The sequence below is a fragment of the Pseudomonas sp. ICBG1301 genome, from assembly GCF_016918385.1.
Classification (GTDB): domain Bacteria; phylum Pseudomonadota; class Gammaproteobacteria; order Pseudomonadales; family Pseudomonadaceae; genus Aquipseudomonas; species Aquipseudomonas palleroniana.
The window spans coordinates 393,668-419,438 of the sequence record NZ_JAEKGB010000003.1; the positions used below are offsets into that span (position 1 = coordinate 393,668).

Sequence of the window (25,771 nt, forward strand, 5' to 3'; positions counted from 1 at the left end):
AGATTGAGTTAGGTAAGAATTCAGACAGTCAGTGTGCCCGAGTGTTACATCGCTGTCAGGCGATTGGCCCGCGCGGGTAGCGTTTAAGCATCTTCATCAGCTCTGAGCCAGGGATCGGCCGGTCGAACAGGTAGCCCTGGCCCACATCGCAGCGATGCCGACGCAGGAACGCCAGTTGTTCGGCGGTCTCGATACCTTCGGCCACCACCTTGAGCTTGAGGTTGTGGGCCATGGCGATCACCGCCGAGGTGATTTCCATGTCGTCCTGGTTGTCCGGGATTTCGTGGATAAAGCTGCGATCGATCTTAATGATGTCGATGGGGAATTTTTTCAAGTAGCTCAGCGACGAGTAACCGGTGCCGAAGTCGTCCATGGCCAGGGTCAGGCCGAAGCTCTTCAACTGGTCCAGTTGCAGGCGCGTGTCTTCAGTAGCCTCCAGCAGCAGGCCTTCGGTCAGTTCAAGCTCCAGCAGATTCGCCGGCAGCTGTTCTTCCTTGAGGATCGTGGCGATCGACGCGACCAGGTCCGGGTCGGAAAACTGTTTGGGCGACAGGTTGATCGCCACCTGCAAGTTGCCCATGCCGGCGGCGCTCAATTGCTTGCTCATGCGGCAGGCCTGGCGGGCGATCCATTTGCCGATGGGGATGATCAGCCCGGTCTCTTCGGCCACGCTGATGAACTGGTCGGGACGGATCATGCCCTTTTCCGGATGGTTCCAGCGCAGCAGCGCTTCCATGCCCAGCAGGCGGCCGCTGCGCAGGCACAGCTTGGGCTGGTAGAACACATCCAGCTCGTTCTGAGTCAGGGCGCGGCGCAGGTTGTTTTCCACGAACAGCTTGTAGCTGGCCTCGGCGTTCAGCGCCTCGGTAAACACTTGCACCTGGTGTTTGCCGTTGGCCTTGGCTTTGTGCAAGGCCAGGCCGGCGTTGCGCATCAGGGTCTGTGGGTCGCGGCCATGCAGTGGCGCACAGGCCAGCCCCACCGAGCCGGTGATACTGATCAATTGGTTGTCGACGAACATGGGCTTGTCGAGGGTCGTCAGCAGTTGGCTGGCGACCTGCTGGCCCGTCTCCAGGTCGGCATCGTCCAGCAGCACCGCAAACTCGTTACTGGCAAAGCGCGCCAGGCTGCCGCCGGCACTCAAGCTGTTACGCAGGCGCCGGGCGAGGCTGATCAGCAGTTTGTCGCCGGTCTGGTGGCCGAGGCTGTCGTTGATCCGCTTGAAGTTGTCGATGTCCACCAGCAACAGGCTGATAGGGCTGTCGCTGTCCCGGGCGAAGCGCTCATCCAGGTTGCGGATAAACGCCGGGCGGTTGCCCAAGTTGGTCAGGTTATCGGTGTAGGCCAGGCGCTCGATACGCTGCTGGGCCAGCTTGGTCTGGGTGATGTCTTCGTAGATGCCGATGTAGTGGGTCAGTTCGCGGTTGTCGCCATACACCTTGGATATCGACAGTTGGCCCCAGTAGGGTTCCAGGTTCTTGCGTCGGCTCTTGAATTCGCCTTGCCAGCTGTTGCTCTTGGCCAGGCTTGACGGTGCGTCGAACAGCAACTCGCTGAGGTTCTCCAGGGCCGGCAGTTGCGCCAGGCGATGGCCGTGGACTTCTTCGGCGCTGTACTGGGTAATCGCGGTAAAGCTGGGGTTGACGTACTCCACCACACCATCGCAATTGACCAGCAAGAAGGCGTTGGCACTTTGCTCCACTGCCCGCTGGAATAAATGCAGCGCGCTGGTGGCGGCGCGACGGTTGTGGTTGTTGATCACGTGGGCGAACTGGTCGGCCAGTTCGCCGGCAAAGGCGATCTCATCGGACTGCCAGTCGCGTGCTCGACCGCTCTGTTCCAGGCACAACACGCCGACGACATGGCCATCGACGCGGATGCTCGCGTCAAGCATCGCGTAGATGTCCTTGGCGCGCAGATGGTCGGCCATTTCACGCGTGCGCGGATCGCGCATCGCGTGGGTGGCGTCGATGGCACGGCTGCTGTGCAGGGCTTCCAGGTAGTCCGGGAAACCGCTGGCGTCGATCGCCTCGGGCAGGTGGTGTTGTTGGTCAATGCGGTGATACGCCGAGATCGGCACCAGGCGCTGCCCTTCGAGGTTCCAGATACTGGCGCAATCGACCTGGTAGATATCGCAGGCACTGCGAGTGATCAGCTCGGCGGCTTCCTGCAGCGAGTTAGGCGTGCTGTAGCGCTGGCGCGCCAGCAGCAGGATCAGTTCCTGCTGGGCGCGTACCCGCTCCAGGTGCTGCAATTGTTCCTGTTGCGCACGCTGGTTGAGTTCCAGGGCGATTTGCAGGCGGCTGTTCTGGTTTTCCAGGTCGGCAGTCGGGGCAAAAGTCGGTACTTCACTGAACAGGCCGTCGACCACCATCAGGTAGCCACGCAGCAAGTGACGATTGTGTTGCTTGTAGGCCTCGCCCATTTCCAGCAGGCTCAGCGGCCCATCGTGGGTGTGCAAGGTGTAGCGCACCAGGTAATGGGGGCTCTGGCTCAGTTGCTGCTGGATCGCATCGTGCAACTGATAGCGCGCCTGGGGTTCCATCAGGCTGGCGTAGGGGGTGCCGAGCAGGGCGCACAACTCGACCGCCGGCAGGCCGAATTGGCGTTCGCAATTGGGGTCGAGGTAAAGCATGGCCCAGCTTGCCTCATTAAGCCGCTCGAAACGCAGCATGCCGAGGCGCGAAGGCACCGGTAATTGCGTCACTACCTCGGCCGCCATTCGGGCGACATCGGGTTGGCTTTTCATGGGGGAAACTCGCTTGGGAAAATGCGCACTGCACCGGGCTCACGCCCTCTTTACTGTCGCCTGCGGCAAGGTTGCATCATGCAGCACGCACTGACAAGAGAGGATGAAGGCTAAGTGCTATATGGCTGTTATCGGCCGCACGGGGGATTTCTGCAATCGGGCTGATAGAAGGTGTACAAACCTGTTCTGGCTGTGCAACAAGAGCCCAAAAAAAGCCCCGCCAAGTGGCGGGGTTGAGGTACGAGCGTGGCGCTCGGAAATCGGTGCAGCCAGGCCTCCCTGGTAACAGGGAGGCCCGTGAGGCTTACAGCAGGATGGTGCGGATGTCGTTCAGCAACTGGCTCAGGCGCTGAGTGAAGCGTGCAGCCGCGGCGCCGTTGATCACGCGGTGATCGTAGGACAACGACAGAGGCAGCATCAGCTTCGGCTGGAACGCTTTACCGTCCCACACAGGCTGGATAGTCGCCTTGGACACGCCCAGGATCGCCACTTCCGGCGCGTTGACGATTGGCGTGAAGCCAGTGCCGCCAATGTGACCGAGGCTGGAGATGGTGAAGCACGCACCTTGCATATCGTCTGGGGTGAGCTTCTTGTCGCGGGCCTTGGCCGCCAGCGCAGCCGCTTCAGCAGCAAGCTGCAGCAGGCTCTTCTGGTCGACGTTCTTGATGACCGGTACCAGCAGGCCATCCGGAGTATCGACGGCAAAGCCAATGTGTACGTATTTCTTGCGGATGATCGCTTTACCGCTCGGGGCCAGCGAACTGTTGAAGTCCGGCAGTTCCTTGAGCAGGTGCGCGCAAGCCTTGAGCAGCAGCGGCAGCACGGTCAGTTTCACGCCGGCTTTTTCGGCCACGGCTTTCTGCGCAACGCGGAAAGCTTCCAGGTCGGTGATATCGGCCTGGTCGAACTGAGTCACGTGCGGAATGTTCAGCCAGCTGGCGTGCAGACCTGCCGCGCCGATCTGCATCAGGCGGGTCATCGGCACTTCTTCGATTTCGCCGAAGCGGCTGAAGTCCACGGTGCGGATCGGCGGAATGCCCGAACCACCGGTAGCGCCGCCTGCGGCCGGAGCTTCCTTGGCTTTTTGCATCATGGCTTTGACGTAAGCCTGCACGTCTTCCTTCAGCACACGGCCGTGAGGGCCGCTGGCCGACACAGCACTCAGCTCAACGCCGAACTCACGAGCCAGCTGACGTACCGCAGGGCCAGCATGAACCTTGGCACCGCTTGGCGCGGGTGCGACAGCAGCAGGGGCCGCAGCGGCCTCGGCTTTTGCCGCAGGCGCAGGGGCGGCGGCGGCCGGAGCCGCTTCAGCCTTGGCGGCCGGAGCGGCAGCCGGTGCTGGTGCGGCAGCCGGCGCCGCGCCTTGTACTTTCAGCTTGAGGATGAAGTCACCGGTGCCGACTTCGTCTTCCAGCTTGACCGCGATGCTTTCCACGACGCCGGCAGCCGGCGAAGGGATTTCCATGGAGGCCTTGTCGGACTCCAGGGTGATCAGCGACTGGTCGGCTTCGACGGTATCGCCGACCTTGACCAGCAGCTCGATGATCTTGGCCTTGCCCGACGAGCCGATGTCCGGCACATGAATGTCCTGGACGCTGGCGGCGGCGGGTGCAGCAGCCGGGGCCGGGGCGGCCTCGACAGCAGGTTTTTCAGCAGCAGGCGCTGGCGCGGCAGCGGCAGCAGGAGCCGCCGCCGGGGCCGCATCAGCGGCACCTTCGATTTCCAGCTCCAGCAGTTCGTCGCCTTCTTTCAGGCGGTCGCCCAGCTTCACTTTCAGGCTCTTGACCACGCCGGCCTTGGGAGCAGGGATTTCCATGCTCGCCTTGTCCGATTCCAGGGTCAGGATGCTCTGGTCGGCTTCAACCTTGTCGCCGACCTTCACAAACAGCTCGATTACTTCACCTTCACCGCTGCCGATGTCAGGTACGCGAATGAGTTCGCTCACAAAAAATCTCCTCAGCAGTCCAGTGGGTTGCGTTTTTCCGGGTTGATCCCGAACTTGACGATAGCGTCAGCCACTACCTTGGGTTCGATCTCACCACGGTCAGCCAAGGCTTCCAGGGCTGCCAACACCACGAAGTGACGGTCGACTTCGAAGAAGTGACGCAGCTTCTTGCGGCTGTCACTGCGGCCGAAACCGTCGGTGCCCAGGACTTTGAATTCCTTGGACGGGACCCATTGGCGAATTTGTTCAGCGTACAGTTTCATGTAGTCGGTCGAAGCGATCACCGGGCCTTTACGGCCGGTCAGGCACTCTTCAACGAAGGTGCGCTGTGGCTTCTGGCCAGGGTGCAGGCGGTTGTGACGTTCTACGGCCAGGCCATCTCGACGCAGTTCGTTGAAGCTGGTAACGCTCCACACGTCGGCGCCGACGTTGAACTCTTCACGCAGAATCTTCGCCGCTTCACGCACTTCACGCAGGATGGTGCCGGAGCCCATCAGTTGTACGTGGTGCGCTGCTTCCTTGGTATCTTCTTCGAGCAGGTACATGCCCTTGATGATGCCTTCCTCCACGCCGGCCGGCATGGCTGGCTGCTGGTAGGACTCGTTCATCACGGTGATGTAGTAGAAAACGTCCTGCTGCTCTTCGGTCATCTTCTTCATGCCGTCCTGGATGATCACCGCCAGCTCATAGCCGTAGGTTGGATCAAAGGTGCGGCAGTTCGGGATGGTGGCAGCCAGGATGTGGCTGTGACCGTCTTCGTGTTGCAGGCCTTCGCCGTTCAGCGTGGTCCGGCCGGCAGTGCCGCCGATCAGGAAACCACGGGTACGGCTGTCGCCGGCCGCCCAGGCCAGGTCGCCGATACGCTGGAAGCCGAACATCGAGTAGAAGATGTAGAACGGCAGCATTGGTTGGTTGTGGCTGGAGTACGAAGTACCGGCAGCGATGAAGGAGCTCATGGCGCCCGCTTCGTTGATGCCTTCTTCGAGGATCTGGCCCTTCTTGTCTTCCTTGTAGAACATCACCTGGTCTTTATCGACTGGCTCGTAGAGCTGGCCGACGGAGGAGTAGATGCCCAACTGACGGAACATGCCTTCCATACCGAAGGTACGGGCTTCGTCCGGAATGATCGGGACGATGCGCGGGCCGATGTCCTTGTCCTTGACCAGCTGCGCCAGAATACGCACGAAGGCCATGGTGGTGGAGATTTCACGGTCGCCCGAACCGTCAAGGATAGCCTTGAGGGTGCTGAGGTCTGGCGTCGGTACGCTGAAGCTGTTGGCGCGGCGCTGTGGCACGAAACCACCCAATGCGGCGCGGCGCTCGCTCAGGTAACGGGCTTCGGCGCTGTTCGGCTCCGGCTTGAAGAACGGCAGGTTTTCCAGCTCTTCGTCTTTTACTGGAATGTCGAAGCGGTCGCGGAACAGCTTCAGGCTGTCGACATCGACTTTCTTGGTGTTGTGCGCGGTGTTTTTCGCTTCGCCGGCACCGGTGCCATAACCCTTGATGGTCTTGGCCAGGATGACGGTCGGTTGTTCTTTGTGGTTGACCGCTTCGTGGTACGCCGCGTAGACCTTGTACGGGTCGTGGCCGCCACGGTTGAGTTTCCAGATCTCGTCGTCGGACAGGTCGGCAACCATCGCCTTGAGTTCAGGCGTGTTGAAGAAGTGTTCACGCACGAACGCGCCGTCTTTGGCTTTGTAGTTCTGGTACTCGCCGTCGATGACTTCGTCCATGCGACGCTGCAGGATGCCGTCGACGTCCTTGGCCAGCAGTGGGTCCCAGAAACGGCCCCAGATGACCTTGGTCACGTTCCACTGAGCACCGCGGAACACGCCTTCGAGTTCCTGGATGATCTTGCCGTTGCCGCGAACCGGGCCGTCGAGGCGCTGCAGGTTGCAGTTGATGACGAAGATCAGGTTGTCCAGCTTCTCGCGGCCGGCCAGGGAGATGGCACCCAGGGATTCCGGCTCGTCACACTCGCCGTCACCCAGGAAGCACCAGACTTTCTGCTTGCCTTCAGGGATGAAGCCACGGGCTTCCAGGTACTTCATGAAACGTGCCTGGTAGATCGCCTGGATCGGGCCCAGGCCCATGGATACCGTCGGGAACTGCCAGAAATCAGGCATCAGCCATGGGTGCGGGTACGACGACAGGCCGTTACCGTCCACTTCCTGGCGGAAGTTGTTCATGTGTTCTTCGGTGATGCGGCCTTCCATGAACGCACGGGCGTAGACGCCTGGGGAGGTGTGGCCCTGGAAGTAGATCAGGTCGCCGCCGTGCTCGTCGGTCGGGGCCTGGAAGAAGTAGTTGAAGCCGATGTCATACAGGGTCGCGCTGGAAGCGAAGCTGGAGATGTGACCGCCCAGGTCCGAATCTTTCAAGTTCGTGCGCATTACCATCGCCATGGCGTTCCAACGTACCAGCGAGCGAATGCGGCGTTCCATGAACAGGTCGCCAGGCATGCGTGCTTCGTGGGTAACGGGGATGGTGTTGCGGTATGGCGTGGTGATGGCGTAAGGCAGTTGCGAGCCGCTGCGGGTCGCGAGTTCGCCCATACGGGTCATCAGGTAGTGAGCACGGTCTTCGCCTTCTTTGTCGAGAACCGATTCCAGGGCGTCCAGCCATTCCTGGGTTTCGACGGGATCGAGGTCTTGCATGGCTTGCTCCAGGGCGGAAAGGCTACCAGAATCGGTTGCCTGAGTTTGCGACTGGCCTTGTGGGCAGACGACATAAATTCTTGGATGGCCGAAGGTTGCTTCGGCGTCCTGTAGTTTTACTACAAATCGTCAGCCATTTCAGCCTTTCGAATGTATATACGAGTAGTAAAACTACACAAGACTGAGCGTATGGCTCGGTCTGGCTGGTGAGCATAATCGTTATTGTTGATCTTTTGCGAACAAGAAAAGGTGAATGTTTGATGTTGGCTGCCAAAATGAAATTAATTTCAGCTATTTCTAACCTTTGTTCGACAGTCCTTCACCGAGCGTGGTTCCTGCGTTCACAGCTACAAGCCATTCACGCGCCGATCAAGGATAGACCATGAGCCTTCCAACGCTGGCCGAACTGCCGGCCATTCTCTTGCCTTTTGCCCAGCGGGCCGAGCAGTCATTTCGTGACGCGGTGGCCGCGCTGGATGACGATCATGGCCTTTCTGAGTGGACGCCGCAACGGTGGGCCGACTTCGCCCGGGTATGCGCCGCCAGTGATTTTGTCATTGAACAGAGTCTTCGTGACCCTTTGATGTTGCTGGAACTGGTGGCCTGGGGCGAGCTGGATCGCGGCTTTGCACCAGGCGAACTGTGCGGGCAGGTGGCCGGCGCGGTGCAACAGGCTGAAACAGAAGACGAGCTGGGGCGTGTATTGCGTCGTCAGCGTACCCGTCAGCAGGTGCGGATTATCTGGCGCGACCTGACTCGGCAGGCGGACCTGGTGCAAACCTGCCGTGACCTCTCCGACATGGCGGACGCCTGTATCGACCAAGCGTACCAGTGGCTGTATCAGCGCCATTGCGTGCAATTCGGCACGCCGACCGGCCGCCGTAGCGGCGAACCGCAGCACATGGTCATCCTCGGCATGGGCAAGCTCGGTGCGGTGGAGCTGAACCTGTCATCCGATATCGACCTGATCTTCGCCTATCCCGAAGGCGGCGAGACGGTGGGCGTGAAGCGCGCCCTGGATAATCAGGAGTTCTTTATTCGTCTTGGTCAAAAACTGATCAAGGCCCTGGACCCGATGACCGTCGACGGTTTTGTGTTCCGTGTCGACATGCGCCTGCGTCCCTATGGTTCGGCCGGTGCCCTGGTGCTCAGTTTCAACGCACTGGAGCAGTACTACCAGGATCAGGGGCGCGACTGGGAACGCTACGCCATGATCAAGGCACGCGTCGTGGCGGGCGATCAGGTGGCCGGCGCGCAACTGCTCGATATGCTGCGACCGTTCGTCTACCGCCGTTATCTGGATTTTTCCGCCATCGAAGCGCTGCGCACCATGAAGCAGTTGATCCAGCAGGAAGTGCGGCGCAAAGGCATGGCCGACAATATCAAGCTGGGCTCGGGGGGGATCCGTGAAGTCGAGTTTATCGCCCAGGCGTTCCAGCTGATTCACGGTGGTCGTGACCTCAGCCTGCAACAGCGCCCGCTGCTCAAGGTGTTGGGCACTCTGGAAGGTCAGGCCTACCTGCCGCCGGCGGTGATTGCCGAGTTGCGCGAAGGCTATGAATTCCTGCGCTACACCGAACATGCCATCCAGGCCATCGCCGACCGGCAGACCCAGATGCTTCCGGACAACCCGCAGGATCAGGCACGTATTGCCTTTATGCTGGGCTTTGCCGATTGGGCGGCTTTTCATGAGCGATTGATGTATTGGCGCGGTCGGGTGGATTGGCATTTTCGCCAAGTGATCGCTGACCCGGATGAAGAGGAAGGCGACGAAAGCGAGCTGATGGTGGGCGGTGAGTGGTTGCCGCTGTGGGAAGAGTCCCAGGATGAAGACGCGGCGTGCCGTCAGTTGGCCGAGGGCGGCTTCAGCGACGCACCCAAGGCGCTAAAGGCCCTGGCCAGCCTGCGTGGTAGCCCGCAATTGCGCGCGATGCAGCGCCTGGGGCGTGAGCGGCTGGATGCGTTTATCCCGCGCCTGCTGGCCCAGGCGGTGGAACACGCCAACCCCGACCTGGTCTTGGAGCGCGTACTGCCGCTGGTGGAGGCCGTCGCGCGGCGCTCCGCTTACCTGGTGCTGCTGACCGAGAACCCCGATGCGCTGCGCCGTTTGCTGACGTTGTGCGCCGCCAGTCCCTGGATCGCCGAGCAGATCACGCGGTTTCCGTTGCTGCTCGACGAGTTGCTCAACGAAGGTCGCCTGTTCAAACCGCCGTTGGCACCTGAGCTGGCGGCCGAGTTGCGCGAGCGCCTGACGCGCATCCCCGAGGACGACCTTGAGCAGCAGATGGAGGCGCTACGCCATTTCAAGCTGGCTCACCGCCTGCGCGTGGCCGCTTCGGAGATCGCCGGCAGCTTGCCGTTGATGAAGGTCAGCGATTACCTCACCTGGCTTGCCGAAGCCATCCTCGAACAAGTCTTGGCCCTGGCCTGGCGCCAGACCGTGGCCCGCCATGGTTCGCCGCAGCGCGTGGACGGCACCTTGTGCGATCCTGGGTTCATCATTGTCGGTTATGGCAAAGTCGGCGGGATCGAACTGGGGCATGGTTCGGACCTGGACCTGGTCTTTATCCATGATGGCGACCCGCAGGCGGAAACCGATGGGGCCAAACCGATCGACGGGGCGCAGTTCTTCACGCGCCTGGGCCAGCGGATCATTCACCTGCTGACCACCCAGACCAACTCGGGCCAGCTGTATGAGGTGGATATGCGCCTGCGACCTTCCGGCGCCTCCGGGTTATTGGTCAGTTCACTGGGCGCGTTTGATCGCTATCAACAAAATGAAGCCTGGACCTGGGAGCATCAGGCCCTGATCCGCGCCCGGGTGTTGGTGGGCAGCCAGGACGTCGGGCAGGCCTTCGAGCAGGTGAGGGCCCGTGTGCTGGGCCGTGAGCGGGACCCGGTCAAGCTGCGCCAGGAGGTCAGCGAGATGCGCGCCAAGATGCGCGATAACCTGGGTACCAAGACCACGGCGGCCGGCACCGGCGCCAATGCGTTCGAGGCGACGGCGGTGTTCGATCTCAAGCAGGACGCCGGAGGTATCGTCGATATTGAATTTATGGTGCAATACGCGGCTTTGGCGTGGTCTGCGCAACATCCATCGTTGCTGCGCTATACCGACAATATCCGCATTCTGGAAGGCTTGGAGCAGGTAGGGCTGATGCCCGCCGCCGATGCCCACCTGCTGCGCGAGGTGTATAAGGCCTACCGTTCCGCTGCGCATCGCCAGGCTCTGCAAAACGAGTCCGGCACGGTCGCCGGGGATCAGTTCGCCGACGAACGGCGGCAGGTGATGCGAATCTGGCAGGAGCTGGGGTTGAGCTGAAACACTATTAGGGCGGGGAGGCATAAGCCTCCCCGCATCGTTTGTGGAAACTACATGAATATTCTGATCGTTGGGCCCAGTTGGGTCGGTGACATGGTGATGGCGCAGACACTGTTCCAGTGCCTGAAACAGCGTCATCCCGACTGCCAAATCGACGTGCTCGCCCCCGAGTGGAGCCGGCCGATCCTCGAGCGCATGCCCGAGGTGCGCAAGGCCTTGAGCTTCCCGCTCGGCCACGGCGCCCTTGAACTGGCGACCCGTCGGCGCATCGGCAAATCCCTGGCCGGCCAGTACGACCAGGCCATCCTGCTGCCCAACTCGCTGAAGTCGGCGCTGGTGCCGTATTTTGCCGGCATCCCCAAGCGTACCGGCTGGCGCGGCGAGTTCCGTTATGTGTTGCTCAACGACGTGCGCACCCTCGACAAGGCGCGCTACCCGCTGATGATCGAGCGGTTCATGGCCCTGGCTTACGAGCCGGGTGCCGAGTTGCCCAAGCCTTACCCGCGCCCCAGCCTGCAGATCGACCCGCTGACCCGCGACGCGGCACTGGCCAAGTTCGGCCTGACCCTGGACCGCCCGGTGTTGGCGCTGTGCCCGGGTGCCGAGTTTGGCGAGTCCAAACGCTGGCCGTCGGAGCACTACGCCAAAGTCGCCGAGACCAAGATCCGCGAGGGTTGGCAGGTGTGGCTCTTCGGATCGAAAAACGATCACTCGGTAGGCGAAGACATCCGTCAGCGCCTGATCCCCGGCCTGCGCGAAGAAGCGGTGAACCTCAGTGGCGATACCTCGCTGGCCGAGGCGATCGACCTGCTGTCCTGCGCGGATTCGGTGGTGTCCAATGACTCGGGCCTGATGCACGTAGCGGCCGCGCTGAACCGCCCGCTGGTGGCCGTTTACGGTTCCACCTCACCCGGTTTCACGCCGCCGTTGGCCGACCAGGTCGAAGTGGTGCGCCTGGGTCTGGACTGCAGCCCGTGTTTTGACCGCACCTGCCGGTTCGGCCACTACAACTGCCTGCGCCAATTGCTGCCGCAGCCGGTCAACGAGGCTTTGCAGCGGTTGCAGGGCTCAGTGGTCGAGGTCCGTTAGTTTGCGCGTATTGGTAATCAAGACCTCATCCCTGGGTGACGTGATCCATGCGTTGCCGGCACTGACCGATGCGGCGCGGGCCATTCCCGGTATCCGCTTCGATTGGGTGGTTGAAGAAGGCTTTGCCGAAATCCCCACCTGGCACCCGGCGGTGGACAAAGTGATCCCGGTGGCGATTCGTCGCTGGCGCAAGAACCTCTGGCAGACCTTCAAGAGCGGTGAGTGGCGGCGTTTCAAACAACGCATCCAGTCGACCAGGTACGACCTGGTGATCGACGCTCAGGGCCTGCTCAAAAGCGCCTGGCTGACGCGCTACGTGCGTGCGCCGGTGGCTGGTTTCGATAAGAACTCCGCACGTGAACCCATCGCGGCGCGCTTTTATTCCCGGCGCCTGGCCGTGGCCCGTGGGCAACATGCGGTGGAGCGCTTGCGTCAGCTGTTCGCCGTGGCGTTGGGCTATGACCTGCCCAAGGCCCTGGGCGATTACGGCCTGAGCGTCGACAAGTTGCTTGGCCTGCCGCCGCAAAAGCCCTTTGTACTGTTGCTGCACGGTACCACCTGGGACACCAAGCACTGGCCCGAGGCCTATTGGCGCGAGCTGGCTGAGCGGATGGGCCGCCTGGGCGTAGACGTGAAGCTGCCGTGGGGCAACGCTGCCGAAAAGGCCCGGGCCGAACGCCTGGCCCAGGGGCTGCCCAACGCCGAAGTACTGCCCAAATTAAACTTGGCCGGCGTCGCCCGTGTGTTGGCCGGTGCCCGCGCCTGCGTGGCGGTGGACACTGGCCTTGGTCACTTGGCCGCAGCGCTGGATGTGCCGACCATCTCACTGTTCGGCCCCACCAACCCCGGCCTCACCGGTGCCTATGGCAAAGGCCAGATCCACATGGCCAGTGACTTCCCATGTGCACCCTGCCTGCAAAAGCAATGCACCTATCAGCCCACGGCCGACGACTTGCGTCGATTCGACATCCGGCGTGAATCGCCATTGTGCTTTACACGCCTGAATCCTGAGCGTGTGGCAAGCCGACTGACCACGCTGTTACTGGCCGAGGACCTGCACTGATGCAACTGGCTTTTGTTCTCTACAAATACTTTCCCTTCGGTGGCTTGCAGCGCGACTTCATGCGTATCGCCCTGGAGTGCCAGCAGCGTGGGCATCAGATTCGCGTGTACACGTTGATCTGGGAAGGAGATATCCCGCCAGGTTTTGAAGTGCTGGTGGCGCCGGTCAAGGCGTTCTTCAACCATCGTCGCAACGAGAAACTCAGCGCCTGGATGGCAGCGGACCTGGCCAAGCGCCCGGTGGACCGTTTGATCGGCTTCAATAAAATGCCCGGCCTGGATGTTTACTATGCCGCCGACGGCTGCTTTGAAGACAAGGCGCAAAACCTGCGTCACTCGTTGTACCGCTATTTCGGTCGCTACAAGCACTTTGCCGAGTACGAGCGTGCGGTGTTCGCCAGGGAGGCCAAGACCGAAGTCCTGATGATTTCCGAAGTGCAGCAGCCGTTGTTCATCAAGCATTACGACACGCCGCTTGAACGCTTCCATCTGCTGCCGCCAGGCATTGCCCAGGACCGCCGTGCGCCGCCGAATGCCGCCGAGATTCGCGAGGGGTTCCGCAAGGAATTCAACTTGGGCGACGACGATTTGCTGCTGGTGCAAATCGGCTCGGGCTTCAAGACCAAAGGTGTCGATCGCAGCCTCAAGGCTGTGGCCGCGTTGTCGCCCGAGCTGAAAAAACGCGTCCGGTTATTTGTAATCGGCCAGGACGACCCCAAAGTATTCCAACTGCAAAGCGCGGCGTTGGGGCTGGGGGATAACGTGCAGTTCCTCAAGGGCCGCAGCGATATCCCGCGTTTTCTGCTGGGCGCCGACCTGTTGATTCATCCGGCGTACAACGAAAATACCGGTACGGTGTTGCTCGAAGCCTTGGTGGCGGGTTTGCCGGTGCTGGTCTCGGCCGTGTGTGGTTATGCCCACTACATTGCTGAAGCCGACAGTGGCCTGGTACTGGATGAGCCGTTCGAGCAGAACCAGCTCAACCATTACCTGACGCACATGCTCACCGACACTGCACAGCGCGCGGCCTGGAGCCGCAATGGGTTGGCCTTTGCCGAGACGGCCGACCTCTACAGCATGCCGCAACACGCTGCGGATGTGATTCTGGCGGAGCCCAAACGATGAAGTTGATCCTTGCCGAACCCTTCAAGACATTATGGGCTGGGCTTGATGCCTTTGCCGAAGTCGAGAAACTGCAAGGCGAAGTGTTTCGCGAACTGGCGGCACGTCGTACTTTGCGCACCGAGGTGGGTGGCCGTCCGTATTTCGTGAAGATCCACCGTGGCATTGGCTGGGGCGAAATCTTCAAGAACCTGATTACCGCCAAGTTGCCGGTGCTGGGCGCCGGCCTTGAGTGGGCGGCGATTCATCGCTTGCAGGAACTCGGCGTGCCGACCATGACCGGCGTAGCCTTCGGCGAAAAAGGCAGTAATCCGGCAGACCAGCACTCGTTCATCATCACCGAAGAGCTGGCGCCGACTCTCAGTCTCGAAGACGTTACCGTGAACTGGGCCGCTGAACCCCCTGCGCCCGCGTTACGCCACGCCCTCACGGCCGAATTGGCGCGCATGGTCGGAGACATGCACCGGGGTGGCGTCAATCACCGCGACTGCTACCTGTGCCACTTCCTGCTGGACACCTCGCAACCGATTGACGCACGCAATATCAAGCTCTCGGTGATCGACCTGCACCGTGCCCAATTGCGCGCTCAATTGCCGTTGCGCTGGCGTGATAAAGATCTGTCTGCGTTGTACTACTCGGCGCTGGATATCGGTCTTACCCGTCGCGACAAGCTGCGTTTCCTGAAGGGGTACTTCCGTCAGCCGCTGCGTCAGATCCTGGCCGAACAAGCGGCATCCTTGAGCCTGCTGCAGCGCAAGGCCGACAAGCTATATGCGCGCAAGCAACGTTTGGGGGATGCAATCTGATGGCGGGTTGGAACCTGGAACCTGCCTACGCGGCCCTGAAAGATGACTTCGGAAGCCTCGAGGCGGTTTTCGCCCTGCAAGGCCAGCAACTGACCCGCGACCCATTGTCGGAAGTGATCCGGGTGGAGCGGGGCGGGGTCAATTACTACGTCAAGCGCTACACCGGCGCCGGCAAGGGCCTGCGGCGTTATCTGGGCAAGCCGCGGGTCAAGTCCGAATGGCAGAACCTCAAGCGCTTCAACAAGTGGGGCATTCCCACTGCGGATGTGGTGGCTTGGGGGTTGGAGCGCAATGGCCTGGCCTACGACCGTGGTGCGATGATCACCCGCGAGCTGCCCAAGACCGAAGACCTGTCGGTGCTGGCCGACCGCAACGATGCGCGTCTCAAGAACCGCAAATGGGTGGATGTGGTCAGCCGCCAGCTCGCCGAATATACCCGTACCATGCACGAGCACCGTTTTACCCATAACGATTTGAAGTGGCGCAACCTGTTGATCGACGACCAGCAGACGCTGTACCTGATCGACTGCCCCAACGGTGATTTCTGGCGCGGCTTCTGGCTCAAGTACCGCATTACCAAAGACCTGGCATGCCTGGACAAGGTTGCCAAATATCATTTGTCGGCCACCCAGCGCCTGCGGTTCTACATGCAATACCGCCAACGTACGCACCTGACGGCGTCGGACAAACAGCGAATTCGCCATGTGGTGAAGTTTTTCGAGGGACGCGAATGAGTGACTTTCTGGCGGCCGAAGACCGAGCCCTGCTTGAGCGCAATGGCCTTGCAACCTTCGAGGCATTGTGGACCAAGCAATTGGACGCGGTCGACGAACCGAACACCAGCCGTGGTGGGTGGAGCAGCGTATTCCGTCTGGAGCTGGAGGGGCAGGGTTATTACCTCAAACGCCAAAGCAACTATCTGACGCGTACCTTGCATAGCCCGTTCGGCGAGCCTAGCTTCGCCCGCGAATTCCGCAATATCAGCCGCTACCGGCAGCTGGGTATTCCTGCATTGCAGGCTGCGTTTTTTGGCGAGCGCAAGGTGCAGGGCGAGCGCCGTGCCATCTTGCTGACCCGTGCATTGGACGGCTGGAGCGACCTGGACACATTGCTGGAGCAATGGTCGCAATTGAGCGATGCTCAGCGTGCCGCGATCCTGCTGGCGTGCGGTCAGCTTGCACGGCGCCTGCATCGCGCAGGCCAGGTGCATGGTTGTTTTTACCCCAAGCATATTTTCCTGCGGGCCAGTGATGAAGGCTACGCCGCGCAGCTGATTGACCTGGAGAAAACCCGGCCGCTGTTGTTCGGTTGGCGTGACCGCGTCAAGGATCTGGAGCCGTTGTTGCGACGCGCGCCGCAATGGTCGGACGACCAGGTACGCCAATTGCTGGCCGCCTATCTCGGCGAGCCGCAAGACAGTGCGCTGGTCTCTACATGGCTGCAGAAATTGACCGCCCGCCGCAGCCAAAAGGAAAACCGTTGATGCGTTTGTCCGAGCTGAAAATGGCCGGCCGTACTCCCGACCTGCCCCTGACCATTGAGCTTGCGGATGCGGCGGGCCCTGGCCAACTGCAACTGTTGAGCCTGTTGCGGGTATTGCCGGGTGAGCGTTACGTCGGTGCCGCGGTGTGGCGTGGCCGCCCGGTGTTGGCCAAGTTGTTGGTGGGCAGCAAGGCGGCACGGCATTTTCAGCGTGAACTCTCGGGTGTGCGCCTGCTTGCCGAGCACGGCCTGACCACGCCGTTGTTGCTGGCTGATGGTTTGAAGGACGGCGAGGGCGGCTGGCTGCTGTTCGAGTTCATCGAAGGTGCGCAAAGCCTCGCCGATGCCTGGCAGGCGGTCGAAGGTTTGCCGCCGCTGGCAGATGAACAAACCGCCGTACTCGCCGAAGCCCTGGGCGCGATTGCCCAGATGCATGCCAAAGGCCTGTGGCAGGAAGACCTGCATCTGGACAACCTGTTGCGCCAGGATGGCAAGCTGTACCTGATCGATGGTGCCGGGATTCGTGTCGAAGAAGCGGGCAAGCCGCTGTCGCGCAGCCGGGTGCTGGAAAACCTCGGTGTGTTCTTCGCCCAGCTACCCAAACACCTTGAGCCGTTCACCGAGGAGCTGCTGGTGTATTACCTGCTGGGCAACGGCGAACATGCCTTGCCGCTGGAAGCCCTGGAAAAACAGGTGCGCAAGGTCAGTGCCTGGCGCCTGCGGGACTTTTTGAGCAAGGTCGGCCGTGAATGCACGCTGTTCAGCGTCGTAAGAGGGGCTTTTGCCTTGCGCGCCATTCGTCGTGAGGAAGAACCGGCGATGCTGCGGGTGCTGGCGCAGGCTGACGTGTTGCTCGATCAGGGCCATCTCTATAAAACCGGTGGCGCGGCGACTGTCGCCAAGGTAGAGGTCGCTGATAGACCGTTGGTGATCAAGCGATACAACATCAAAGGTTTTGTGCATTGGCTCAAGCGCTTCTGGCGCCCCAGCCGCGCCTGGCACTCCTGGCGCGAAGGCAACCGCCTGGCGTTCCTGGGGATCGCTACACCCAAGCCGCTGGCTGTACTGGAGAAGCGTTTTCTCTGGCTGCGCGGCCGGGCTTACCTGGTGACCGAGTTCTTGCCGGGACCGGACATCATCGAGCGCTTCGCGCCCTACGTTGAACACGGCGATGCGCCTGAGAACGAACTGTTGGCCCTGGACCAGTTGTTCGCCGAACTGATCCGCGAGCGCATCAGCCATGGCGACTTAAAAGGGCACAACCTGTTCTGGAACGAAGGCCGCTGGGCAATGATCGATCTGGATGCCATGTGCCAGCACCGCTCAGTCGCCAGCTTTGCCCCGGCGTTTGCCAGGGATCGTGCGCGGTTTATGCGTAATTGGCCGTCGGACAGTGCGCTCTACAAGTTGATTGACCAGCGTTTGCCCAAGCAGGTCTGATTCGGGCGAGACCTAATGCCTGATCAGTTAAGCGATAGAACGGACGATGGTTGATCTGTGGGAGGGGGCTTGCTCCCGATAGGCCGTGCGGCGGCCTCAAAAATGGGCCTGCTACGCAGTCCATCGGGAGCAAGTCCCCTCCCACAGGTTGATTTGGGGTGAATCTAGAACTGGTACTCAGCCCCTGCGCCCGCATACCACGATCGCCCGGGGGCCGCTTCGTAATAGCGGCCGTTGCCGTCACCGACAATGACCGAGCCGACATACTGGCGATCCAGCAAGTTATCCAGGCGCAACGTCTGGTGAAAGGTCCAGTGTTCCACCTTCTGCTCGAACCGTGCACGCCAGTTGAAGACGCTGTAGCCCGGCGCCGCGTGTTGCTGGTTGGTGTCTTCTACGTAGACCTTGCTGCGGTACATGCCTTCGATAGCGCTACTGACCCAGTCGCGGGGCTTCCAGTTCAGCTCGGCGAACAGGGTGGTTTGTGGTACGCCTGGCAGGTAGTTGCCCTTGTCCACGGGTTTGCCACCGCCAACAAAATCGCTGTCATAGGTGGCTTGCAGGCGGGTGTAGGCAAGTTGGGTGCTCCACTGTTCCGTCAGTTGGCTTTCGATACCCAATTCAAAGCCTCGGCGCAGAGTGCGGCCGGCGTTCTGATAGGTGGTGCGGCCACCGCTGGATTGTTGCACCACCAGCTCGTCTTCGGTGGTGATCTGGAACACGGCTGCGTTGAGTCGCGTGTCCTGCCCGAGGCGGGCTTTGAGCCCCATTTCATACTGGGTGCTGACTGACGGCTTGAGCGCGAAGTTAAAGCCGTTCGAGGTGCCGGAATAGGCCGATTCGGCCTGGGTCGGTGTTTCGAAGCCTTTGCCCGCACTCACATAGCCATGCAGGTCCGGCGTAAAGGCGTACATGACGCTCACCGACGGCGTGTTCTTCTGGTAGGTCTTGTTGCCGCTGTCGTTACCGTCGCTGAGGAAGTGATCGTCGACGTCCATCTTCATGGTGCTGTGGCGCAGGCCGGCTTGCAGCGTCCAGTCGCCCAGCAGCCAGTTGGCTTGCACGAACGGGTCGAGGCTGGTGGCGGTGTCGATTTCATCGCGGCCCAGGGCGCCTTTGACGCCATGCACGCCGTCGAGCGTATTGGAATAGCCCTGGCGATCATCCTGACTGCGGTCGTAGTCGAGGCCGGTGATCAGCGTGAGGTCTCCAGGCGCGCTGGTGATGGGTTGCAGCCAGCGCAGGGAGCCGCCGTAGAATTTACGCTCGAAGTCCACCACGCCGCCGCGCTTGTCGGGTGGTGTGCCACCTGGAATCGATAAATATTGAATCACGCTGCGGCGGCCCGTGTACGCATTCACCTGCAAGGTGGCATCGCCGAAGTAGCGCTCATAATTGAGCCCCAACTGTTGGTGGTCGATACTTTTGCGCGTGTTGTATGTCAACGCACTGGTGCTCACCGAGCGCGGGTCGGCCTTGTAGGCTTGCCATGTCTGGCCCAGTGGATCCTGCGTATTGTTCTGCTCCAGGCTGCTGTAGATCAGCGCCAGTTTGCTGTCGTCATCCGGCTGGACGTTGAGCTTGGCGAAGGTCTGGTCGCGGCGGGCGCTGCTGTGGTCGCGGTAGCCGTCGGTGTCCATGCGTGAGGCGTCGAGCACGAAGCCGGCACCGTTGGCCGCGCCTTCGGCGCTCAGGTGGTTTTTATTCAGGCCATCGCTACCCACCAGGGTTTCGGCGCCGATGCGCGGTGGGCCTTCGCCGTCACGCGAGAACATCTGGATCACCCCGCCGGCGTTGCTGCCGTACAGCGTGGCTGCCGGGCCGCGCAGCACTTCAATGCGCTCGGCGGTGTCGAGGTTGAACGTGGCCGCCTGGCCCTGGCCGTCCGGGGTGCTGGCGGGAATGCCGTCGGCAATCAATTTGATGCCGCGCACGCCAAATGCCGAGCGTGCGCCGAAGCCACGGGAAGAAATCTGCAGGTCCTGCGCATAGTTCTGACGGTTCTGCACCACCAGGCCCGGCACGCGGGACAGGGCTTCGGAGGCGTTGATGCCCAGTTGGCCGTCGCTGATCTGCTCGCGGCTGATACTGTCCACCGAGTACGGCAGGTCGAACGTCGGGCTGGCGCTGCGCGAGCCGGTGACCACGCTGGGGTCGAGGATCAGGGCGTCGTCGGCCGTGGCGGTATCGCATAGGGCGAACAGGCCAGGTAATAGCAAGGTGATGCGGGCGAGGGTTTTCATGAGTCAGCCGAAATGCGAGGCGCTTTGTGTGTAAACGCGCAAAAGGGCGCGAGTTTAGTGGTTTGGCAGGTTTTGCGCATTTCGGAAGCATCCTACGCGTTGTAGCGGTGGGGCTGGGCTGAACCCCGCTCAAGTCAGGTGCTAGCGTGGCGAACCATCTCTGAGGGCTCGCCATGAACGTAAAAACTGCGCTGGCAGTCGGTTTGGTTTCAATGACGATCAGTGGCTGCGGCACACTCAATACGGTGCTGCGTGAAGATGTCGCAGCGACCCGGGAACTGCGCAAGCAAAAAACCTATTGTGCGGCCATTCCTCGTATCTACAGCGGCGTGGCGTTTGATTTCTGCCTGCTGCACGCTGCGCCAGACCCGACGGGCGTGCTCGTACCGTTTGTGTTGGCTGATATCGCCTTGTCGGGTGCATTGGACACGGTCGTTCTGCCCTACACCCTGTATCGGCAAGTCGAGTACGGCTACCTCTATGTCTACCGTTAAGCCGCGCCGATCCTCTTGCCGCTAACAGTCTTGTGCTGCTTTTAAGCTATAATCCCGCCCTTTAGCTGTTTCCCGCCGAGGTGGGAGGCACACTTTTTTCAGGCGCAACCCGCCTGCATGCAGACTAAAAGAGGCTAGACCCCTGTGGCATTGACGATTCTTGGCCTGTCCGGCGCCCTTAGCCATGATCCTTCCGCAGCCTTGTATATCGACGGCAAGCTGATCGCGGCCGCCGAAGAAGAGCGCTTCGTACGCGACAAACATGCAAAGAACCGCATGCCTTACGAGTCGGCGAAGTTCTGCCTGGAACAGGCCGGCATCAAGCCTTCTGACGTTGACGTAGTGGCGATCCCGTTCGCCCCGATCAGCCTGTTCGGTGAGGCGCGCTGGCACTACGCCAAGCGTTACTGGTACGCCCCGGACCGCGCCCTTGACGCGATCCTGATGGGCAACCGTCGCTACAAGCGCTATCGCAACAAGATCGTCTGGTGCCTGGAGCAACTGGGCTTCGATCCGAAGAAGATCAAGATCGAACCGGTTGAACACCACCTGGCTCACGCTTCCAGCGCCTACCACTGCTCGGGCTTCCAGGAAAAAACCGCGATCCTGGGCATCGACGGCAAGGGCGAATACGCCACCACGTTTTTCGGCTACGGCGAAAACGGCAAGATCCACAAGATCAAGGAATTCTACGATCCGGACTCCCTGGGCGGCCTGTACGGTGCAATCACCGAGTTCCTCGGTTTCGAGATGCTCGACGGTGAGTTCAAGGTCATGGGCATGGCGCCGTATGGCGATGCCAGCAAGTACGACTTCTCCCGCCTGGCCTCGTTTGAGAATGGCGAGTTGGTGATCAACACTGACTATGCCAACGTCATCGGCCTGCGCCGTTACAAAGAGAAGGGCAAGGGCTTCTACTTCTCGCCGAAACTGATCGAGTGGCTGGGCCCGAAACGCGAGGGTGACATCGCCGACGAGCCGTACATCCACTATGCCGCCAGCATGCAGGCGCTGTTCGAGAAGCTGGCCCTGCAGATGATCGACCATTACCTGGGCGACATCCTCAAGGACACCGGCAAACTGGCCTTTGCCGGCGGCTGTGCGCTGAACGTCAAGCTGAACCAGAAGATCATCGCGCGTGACGACGTGAAAGAGCTATTCGTGCAACCGGCGTCCGGCGATGCCGGCACTGCGGTTGGCGCGGCGGCCTATGTGTCGCACGCTCGTGGTGTACCGGTAGAGAAGATGGAACACGTCTACCTCGGCCCGTCCTACAGCAACGAAGACGTGATCGCCGCGTGCGCCAGGCACGAGAGCAAGCCGAACTGGCGCAAGATCGAGAACATGCCTCAGCGCATCGCCAAGATCATGGTCGACGGCAACCCGGTAGCCTGGTTCCAGGGCCGCATGGAATTCGGTCCGCGTGCGTTGGGCGGCCGTTCGATCATCGGTTGCCCAAGCGCCACCGGCGTGGCTGACCGCATCAACCACCAGATCAAGTTCCGCGAGCGCTGGAGGCCTTTCTGCCCGTCGATGCTCGACACTGTGGCCCCGCAGATGATCAAGGTCGACCACCCGGCGCCGTTCATGACCTTCACCTTTGAAGTGGCGGAAGAGTGGAAAACCCGCGTGCCGGAAGTGGTCCATGAAGATGGCACCTCCCGTGCCCAGGTGCTCAAGCGCGAATACAACCCGCGCTACTACGACATGATGAAAGAGCTGGAAGTACTGACCGGCAACGGCGTGTCCCTGAACACCTCGCTCAACCGTCGTGGCGAAGCGATGATCTGCTCGCCGACCGATGCGTTGAACATGTTCTTCGGCTCCGACCTGCAGTACCTGATCATGGAAGACATCCTGGTCGTCAAAGACGGCGTGGACCCTTATGACGCGCTCGGCTGATCGGCGGGTCCTGCAGTTTTGCCACGGCTACGACGGGCCGTTCCTGGACTGCGCGCGGCAATACGCCAGCCTGTTCGCGGGCTCGGGATACAAGGTGACCACGGTGTTCCTCACCGGGGTCGCCGACCCTGGCGTGGCGGCAGCCTGTGCCAGTGATGAAGTGTTGTTCATGGAATACAGCTCCAAGGCCATCCGTGGCCTGAAGCTGTCGGCCATCGCCCAGATGCGCAAGATTGCCGCGTCACGCAACTTCAGCTTCTGCATTGCCCACCGCGCCAAACCCATTTACATCGCCCTGCTGGGCACGGGGTTGCAGGTCATCGGCGTGCATCACGCCTTTGGTGACTATCAGCGTCGAGGTCGTCGCCTGTTTGCCTCGATCTTCCAGAAACGCCTGAGCCTGCTGGCAGTTTCAGACGCGGTGCGTGATGACATCCGTCGTTGTTTGCCGAAATGGCCGGCGGCACGTATTCAGACTTTGTATAACCGCATCGATGTCGAGGCCCTGCAGGCGCAGCAGGTGTCGAAGGATGAGGCGCGCGACGCCCTGGGGTTGTCACCCGACGAGTGGGTGGTTGGCAACGTCGGTCGCCTGCACCCGGACAAAGACCAGGCCACGCTGCTCAAGGGCTTTGCCCTGGCATTGGCGCAGTTGCCGGCTGAAAGCAAGTTGGCGATCCTCGGCAGCGGGCGCCTGGAGCAAGACCTCAAGAGCCAGGCTCGCGAATTGGGGATTGCCGATCGGGTGTTGTTCCTCGGCCAGGTGCCGAATGCGCGCCTGTATTTCCGTGCGTTCGATGCCTTTGCCCTGAGTTCCGACCATGAGCCCTTCGGCATGGTGCTGCTTGAAGCCATGGCTGCCGGTGTACCGTTGCTGGCCACGGCTTGCGGCGGTGCGCGGGAAGTGGTCGAAGGCGTTGGCATATTATTTCCCTTCGGTGATGCCGAGCACCTGGCACAGGGCCTGGTCCATCTGGCTGCAATGGGCCCGCAGCAGAAGCGCCAGTGCGCCGAAATGATGCTGGAGCGTCTGCATGCACAGTTCTCGGATCAGGCAGTACACACGGCTTTCTGGCAGTTGCCCCACGTAATTGAACTGACCGCGGGGGCTTGATGCTCAATCGATTTCAAGGCTGGCGTGAGCGTGGCTGGTCCGTTGTCGACGCGACTGCCTACAGCGCCGCGTGGAAGCGTTTCGGCGGCAGTGTCGCCACCCATCCGCAGATCATCGAACGCCTGGCCGCACTGGCGGGTATTCCCGTGCGCTATCTGGCGTGGGAGCAAGGCGACGAACTCAAGGCGTGCATTGCCACGTGGGGGCGCGACCTGGCGTTGTCCAAGGATGTGCTCAAGCGTCAAGGCAAGAAGGGCCTCTTCGACCTGGGCAATGCCGAATTGATCCTGCCGGCCGCCGTCGACGCCCAAGCACCGCTGCGTCACCGGGCCCGTTACTTGTCGACCCTCAATGAGGGGCGTTTCAGCGGGCTAAAGCCTCAGCCCGAGCAGTTAGCCATGGCGCGTACGCCGGAAGAGTTGTCGAAGAAGTTTCGCTACAACCAGCGCCGTGAATTGCGCTTGTTGGAGGAGGCTGGTGGTGTCGTGCGGTCGGTGAGCGAATTTTCCAGCCAGGAACTGGCTGCGATCTACTGCGATTTGTTCCTGCGTCGCTGGGGTTTTGTCGCCACGGGTGCCGAGCGGATGGCCGAGGTGATCGAGTTGCTGCGTGAATGGCTGATCGGCTCGGTGATTTTTCTTAACGATGCGCCGATTGCTGTGCAGTTGGTGTACCGGGTCGAGTCGTCCGACTGGATCAGCGTGGAATATGTCAATGGTGGTGTCGACCCTGAGACTCGCTCATTCAGTCCAGGCAGCGTCCTGAGCTTTCTCAATACCCAAGCCGCCTGGGAGCAGGCGCGAGAGGTCGGCAAACCGCTGCGGTTTTCTTTCGGTCGGGCCGATCGCGAGTATAAGGACCGCTGGTGCAACCCGGTGCAGGTATTCAGCGTATGAGTCGCAAGCAGCAGTTGCTCAAGCGTCACCGGCGTAACAAGCGCATCGGTCTGTTGATCGGTTTGTTGCTGTTGGTGGTCATTGGCGTGCTGGTGGCCTGGTGGCTACCGATAGTGCTGGCCGTGTTGGCATGGGTCGCCCACGAAGCCTGGTTTGCCGACCATTTGTTCTACTCGCCGTCGCAAGACTATCAATACCCGTTTGCAGAAGACGCTCAATTGGCCGGAGTGCGGCTGGAGGGCGATCGGCTGCTACTTGATCGGCCTGACGAATTGAAGGCGGACGCCACGTTGATACTGGCCATTGGGTTGGAGAGCCGTTGGCTGGGGCGTTTTCTTGACCCTGCCGTCGAGCTGACAGGCGGCGGGCAGGTCGACCGTCAAGCATTCGAGCGCGGTGTAAACGGTACGCGCTATATCAATCTGACGGGGCTGGCGCCGGCCCTGCTCGCCGGGGAGTTGCGGGTACGTGCGCGTCATTGCCGGTTCAAAGGCGCGCCCAAGCTGTGGGCCTGGAGCAACCCTGACCTGAGTACGCGGCGAGTGATGGTGGTCGCGCCCCATGCCGATGACGCTGAGTTGGCGGCGTTCGGCCTTTACAGCCAGGCCGAAGAACCGTGGATCGTGACCCTGACCGCCGGTGAAATCGAAGCTGAACATTACCGGCAGATGGGCCTGGGGGCTGTCGAGGCGTCGCGCGTCAAGGGTCGGCTGCGTGCCTGGGACAGTATCGCCGTACCGCGCTGGGCCGGTGTGCCCGAATCCCATTGCGTGCAGCTGGGCTATTTTTGCCTGCAACTGCAAGCCATGCAGGCCGCGCCGGACGTGCCGGTTACCTCGCGGGAAGCGGACCTTGCGGATACCCGTCTGTTTCGCCAATTCAACCCATTCCCGCTGCCGACCGATGGTGACGGTTTGCCGACCTGGAACAACCTGCTGGCTGACCTGCGTCACTTGTTACTGACGGCGCGCCCCGAAGTCATCGTGTTACCGCATCCGGTCATCGACCCGCATCCTGACCATATCTGCGCGCAGCAAGCGGTGCTGGAAGCGCTGCAGGGGTTGGAATGGCAACCGTCCATGTTGCTCGGATACGCCAATCACTTGCACGACAATGATCGCTGGCCGATGGGGGATGCCGGCAGTGGTGTCGCTTTGCCACCTTTCTTTGATTCAACGTACACTTTGCACCCTTATTGCATATCGCTGACTGATGAGCAGCAGTGTGACAAGGCAATGTCGCTTGGAATGATGCATGACTTGCAACCGCGGATGCCGTTCAAGCGGCGACTGCGGCGGGTTATCCAGCGGGTTCTGGCGCGCCGGACGATTTCACCTTGGGGAGAAAACGAGTTTTTCCGCAAGGCCGTTCGTCGTCATGAGCTGTACTGGGTGATCCGGTGTCCCCAAGCGTTCGGCAATGTGAGAGAGCACTGAGTGCTCTCT

General features: G+C 61.1%; 17 protein-coding genes. 13 read left to right on the forward strand and 4 right to left on the reverse strand.

All coding sequences use genetic code 11. The features are described 5' to 3' along the window. Window positions 1-55: 55 nt before the first annotated feature. The 3 genes from JBE38_RS09000 to aceE all read right to left on the reverse strand — a co-directional run bounded on the left by JBE38_RS09000 (window position 56) and on the right by aceE (window position 7,354). Window positions 56-2,749 carry a putative bifunctional diguanylate cyclase/phosphodiesterase gene (locus JBE38_RS09000; RefSeq protein ID WP_104995336.1) on the reverse strand — a complete coding sequence of 898 codons (2,694 nt, stop codon included), beginning with the start codon at window positions 2,747-2,749 and terminating at the stop codon, window positions 56-58. 304 nt (window positions 2,750-3,053) lie between these two features. Then, window positions 3,054-4,697 carry a dihydrolipoyllysine-residue acetyltransferase gene (gene aceF, locus JBE38_RS09005; RefSeq protein WP_090367218.1) on the reverse strand — a complete coding sequence of 548 codons (1,644 nt, stop codon included), beginning with the start codon at window positions 4,695-4,697 and terminating at the stop codon, window positions 3,054-3,056. A gap of 11 nt (window positions 4,698-4,708) precedes the next feature. Next, entirely contained in the window at window positions 4,709-7,354 is a 2,646-nt protein-coding gene (gene aceE, locus JBE38_RS09010; protein WP_090367216.1) for a pyruvate dehydrogenase (acetyl-transferring), homodimeric type, read from the reverse strand. A 382-nt stretch (window positions 7,355-7,736) separates the two neighbouring features. Here aceE and glnE point away from each other — a divergent pair, with 382 nt between their 5' ends. The 8 genes from glnE to JBE38_RS09050 are packed head-to-tail and all read left to right on the forward strand — an operon-like array spanning window position 7,737 to window position 17,677. After that, window positions 7,737-10,676, forward strand: coding sequence for a bifunctional [glutamate--ammonia ligase]-adenylyl-L-tyrosine phosphorylase/[glutamate--ammonia-ligase] adenylyltransferase (gene glnE, locus JBE38_RS09015; protein ID WP_205344159.1), 2,940 nt, complete (start codon window positions 7,737-7,739; stop codon window positions 10,674-10,676). Window positions 10,677-10,730: 54 nt separating this feature from the next. Continuing rightward, window positions 10,731-11,765, forward strand: coding sequence for a lipopolysaccharide heptosyltransferase II (waaF, locus tag JBE38_RS09020; protein WP_060755154.1), 1,035 nt, complete (start codon window positions 10,731-10,733; stop codon window positions 11,763-11,765). Window position 11,766: 1 nt separating this feature from the next. Continuing rightward, entirely contained in the window at window positions 11,767-12,828 is a 1,062-nt protein-coding gene (gene waaC, locus JBE38_RS09025; RefSeq protein WP_205344160.1) for a lipopolysaccharide heptosyltransferase I, read from the forward strand. Next, window positions 12,828-13,952, forward strand: a complete 1,125-nt coding sequence (locus JBE38_RS09030; RefSeq protein WP_090367210.1) for a glycosyltransferase family 4 protein — start codon at window positions 12,828-12,830, stop codon at window positions 13,950-13,952. The genes waaC and JBE38_RS09030 overlap by 1 nt, the downstream gene beginning before the upstream one ends. Next, complete coding sequence (rfaP, locus tag JBE38_RS09035) at window positions 13,949-14,755, forward strand: lipopolysaccharide core heptose(I) kinase RfaP (protein WP_090367208.1); 807 nt, start codon at window positions 13,949-13,951, stop codon at window positions 14,753-14,755. The genes JBE38_RS09030 and rfaP overlap by 4 nt, the downstream gene beginning before the upstream one ends. Then, entirely contained in the window at window positions 14,755-15,489 is a 735-nt protein-coding gene (locus tag JBE38_RS09040; RefSeq protein ID WP_090367206.1) for a lipopolysaccharide kinase InaA family protein, read from the forward strand. Before rfaP ends, JBE38_RS09040 begins: the two co-directional genes overlap by 1 nt. Beyond that, entirely contained in the window at window positions 15,486-16,238 is a 753-nt protein-coding gene (locus tag JBE38_RS09045; RefSeq protein WP_090367205.1) for a lipopolysaccharide kinase InaA family protein, read from the forward strand. Before JBE38_RS09040 ends, JBE38_RS09045 begins: the two co-directional genes overlap by 4 nt. Then, window positions 16,238-17,677, forward strand: coding sequence for a lipopolysaccharide kinase InaA family protein (locus JBE38_RS09050; protein ID WP_205344161.1), 1,440 nt, complete (start codon window positions 16,238-16,240; stop codon window positions 17,675-17,677). The genes JBE38_RS09045 and JBE38_RS09050 overlap by 1 nt, the downstream gene beginning before the upstream one ends. Before the next feature lie 164 nt (window positions 17,678-17,841). Here JBE38_RS09050 and JBE38_RS09055 read toward each other — a convergent pair whose 3' ends face one another. After that, window positions 17,842-19,920 carry a TonB-dependent receptor family protein gene (locus JBE38_RS09055; protein WP_205344162.1) on the reverse strand — a complete coding sequence of 693 codons (2,079 nt, stop codon included), beginning with the start codon at window positions 19,918-19,920 and terminating at the stop codon, window positions 17,842-17,844. A 173-nt stretch (window positions 19,921-20,093) separates the two neighbouring features. Between JBE38_RS09055 and JBE38_RS09060 the strand changes: the two genes are divergently transcribed. The 5 genes from JBE38_RS09060 to JBE38_RS09080 all read left to right on the forward strand — a co-directional run bounded on the left by JBE38_RS09060 (window position 20,094) and on the right by JBE38_RS09080 (window position 25,762). Beyond that, entirely contained in the window at window positions 20,094-20,414 is a 321-nt protein-coding gene (locus JBE38_RS09060) for a YceK/YidQ family lipoprotein (RefSeq protein WP_205344163.1), read from the forward strand. A 144-nt stretch (window positions 20,415-20,558) separates the two neighbouring features. After that, window positions 20,559-22,316, forward strand: a complete 1,758-nt coding sequence (locus JBE38_RS09065) for a carbamoyltransferase family protein (RefSeq protein WP_065900046.1) — start codon at window positions 20,559-20,561, stop codon at window positions 22,314-22,316. After that, a complete protein-coding gene (locus JBE38_RS09070; RefSeq protein WP_090367195.1) occupies window positions 22,300-23,430 on the forward strand; it encodes a glycosyltransferase in 1,131 nt (376 codons plus the stop codon). Before JBE38_RS09065 ends, JBE38_RS09070 begins: the two co-directional genes overlap by 17 nt. Further along, entirely contained in the window at window positions 23,430-24,326 is an 897-nt protein-coding gene (locus tag JBE38_RS09075; RefSeq protein WP_090367193.1) for an antimicrobial resistance protein Mig-14, read from the forward strand. Before JBE38_RS09070 ends, JBE38_RS09075 begins: the two co-directional genes overlap by 1 nt. After that, complete coding sequence (locus JBE38_RS09080) at window positions 24,323-25,762, forward strand: PIG-L deacetylase family protein (RefSeq protein WP_205344164.1); 1,440 nt, start codon at window positions 24,323-24,325, stop codon at window positions 25,760-25,762. The genes JBE38_RS09075 and JBE38_RS09080 overlap by 4 nt, the downstream gene beginning before the upstream one ends. The last annotated feature ends 9 nt before the right edge of the window (window positions 25,763-25,771 follow it).

What these genes read in the sequence shown, in the direction of transcription:
- waaF (WP_060755154.1), top strand. Translation starts at nt 10,731, where the DNA reads ATGAATATTCTGATCGTTGGGCCCAGTTGGGTCGGTGACATGGTGATG.
- rfaP (WP_090367208.1), top strand. Translation starts at nt 13,949, where the DNA reads ATGAAGTTGATCCTTGCCGAACCCTTCAAGACATTATGGGCTGGGCTT.
- glnE (WP_205344159.1), top strand. Translation starts at nt 7,737, where the DNA reads ATGAGCCTTCCAACGCTGGCCGAACTGCCGGCCATTCTCTTGCCTTTT.
- JBE38_RS09060 (WP_205344163.1), top strand. Translation starts at nt 20,094, where the DNA reads ATGAACGTAAAAACTGCGCTGGCAGTCGGTTTGGTTTCAATGACGATC.
- JBE38_RS09050 (WP_205344161.1), top strand. Translation starts at nt 16,238, where the DNA reads ATGCGTTTGTCCGAGCTGAAAATGGCCGGCCGTACTCCCGACCTGCCC.
- JBE38_RS09045 (WP_090367205.1), top strand. Translation starts at nt 15,486, where the DNA reads ATGAGTGACTTTCTGGCGGCCGAAGACCGAGCCCTGCTTGAGCGCAAT.
- JBE38_RS09075 (WP_090367193.1), top strand. Translation starts at nt 23,430, where the DNA reads ATGCTCAATCGATTTCAAGGCTGGCGTGAGCGTGGCTGGTCCGTTGTC.
- JBE38_RS09080 (WP_205344164.1), top strand. Translation starts at nt 24,323, where the DNA reads ATGAGTCGCAAGCAGCAGTTGCTCAAGCGTCACCGGCGTAACAAGCGC.
- JBE38_RS09030 (WP_090367210.1), top strand. Translation starts at nt 12,828, where the DNA reads ATGCAACTGGCTTTTGTTCTCTACAAATACTTTCCCTTCGGTGGCTTG.
- JBE38_RS09055 (WP_205344162.1), bottom strand. Translation starts at nt 19,920, where the DNA reads ATGAAAACCCTCGCCCGCATCACCTTGCTATTACCTGGCCTGTTCGCC.
- JBE38_RS09000 (WP_104995336.1), bottom strand. Translation starts at nt 2,749, where the DNA reads ATGAAAAGCCAACCCGATGTCGCCCGAATGGCGGCCGAGGTAGTGACG.
- JBE38_RS09070 (WP_090367195.1), top strand. Translation starts at nt 22,300, where the DNA reads ATGACGCGCTCGGCTGATCGGCGGGTCCTGCAGTTTTGCCACGGCTAC.
- aceE (WP_090367216.1), bottom strand. Translation starts at nt 7,354, where the DNA reads ATGCAAGACCTCGATCCCGTCGAAACCCAGGAATGGCTGGACGCCCTG.
- JBE38_RS09040 (WP_090367206.1), top strand. Translation starts at nt 14,755, where the DNA reads ATGGCGGGTTGGAACCTGGAACCTGCCTACGCGGCCCTGAAAGATGAC.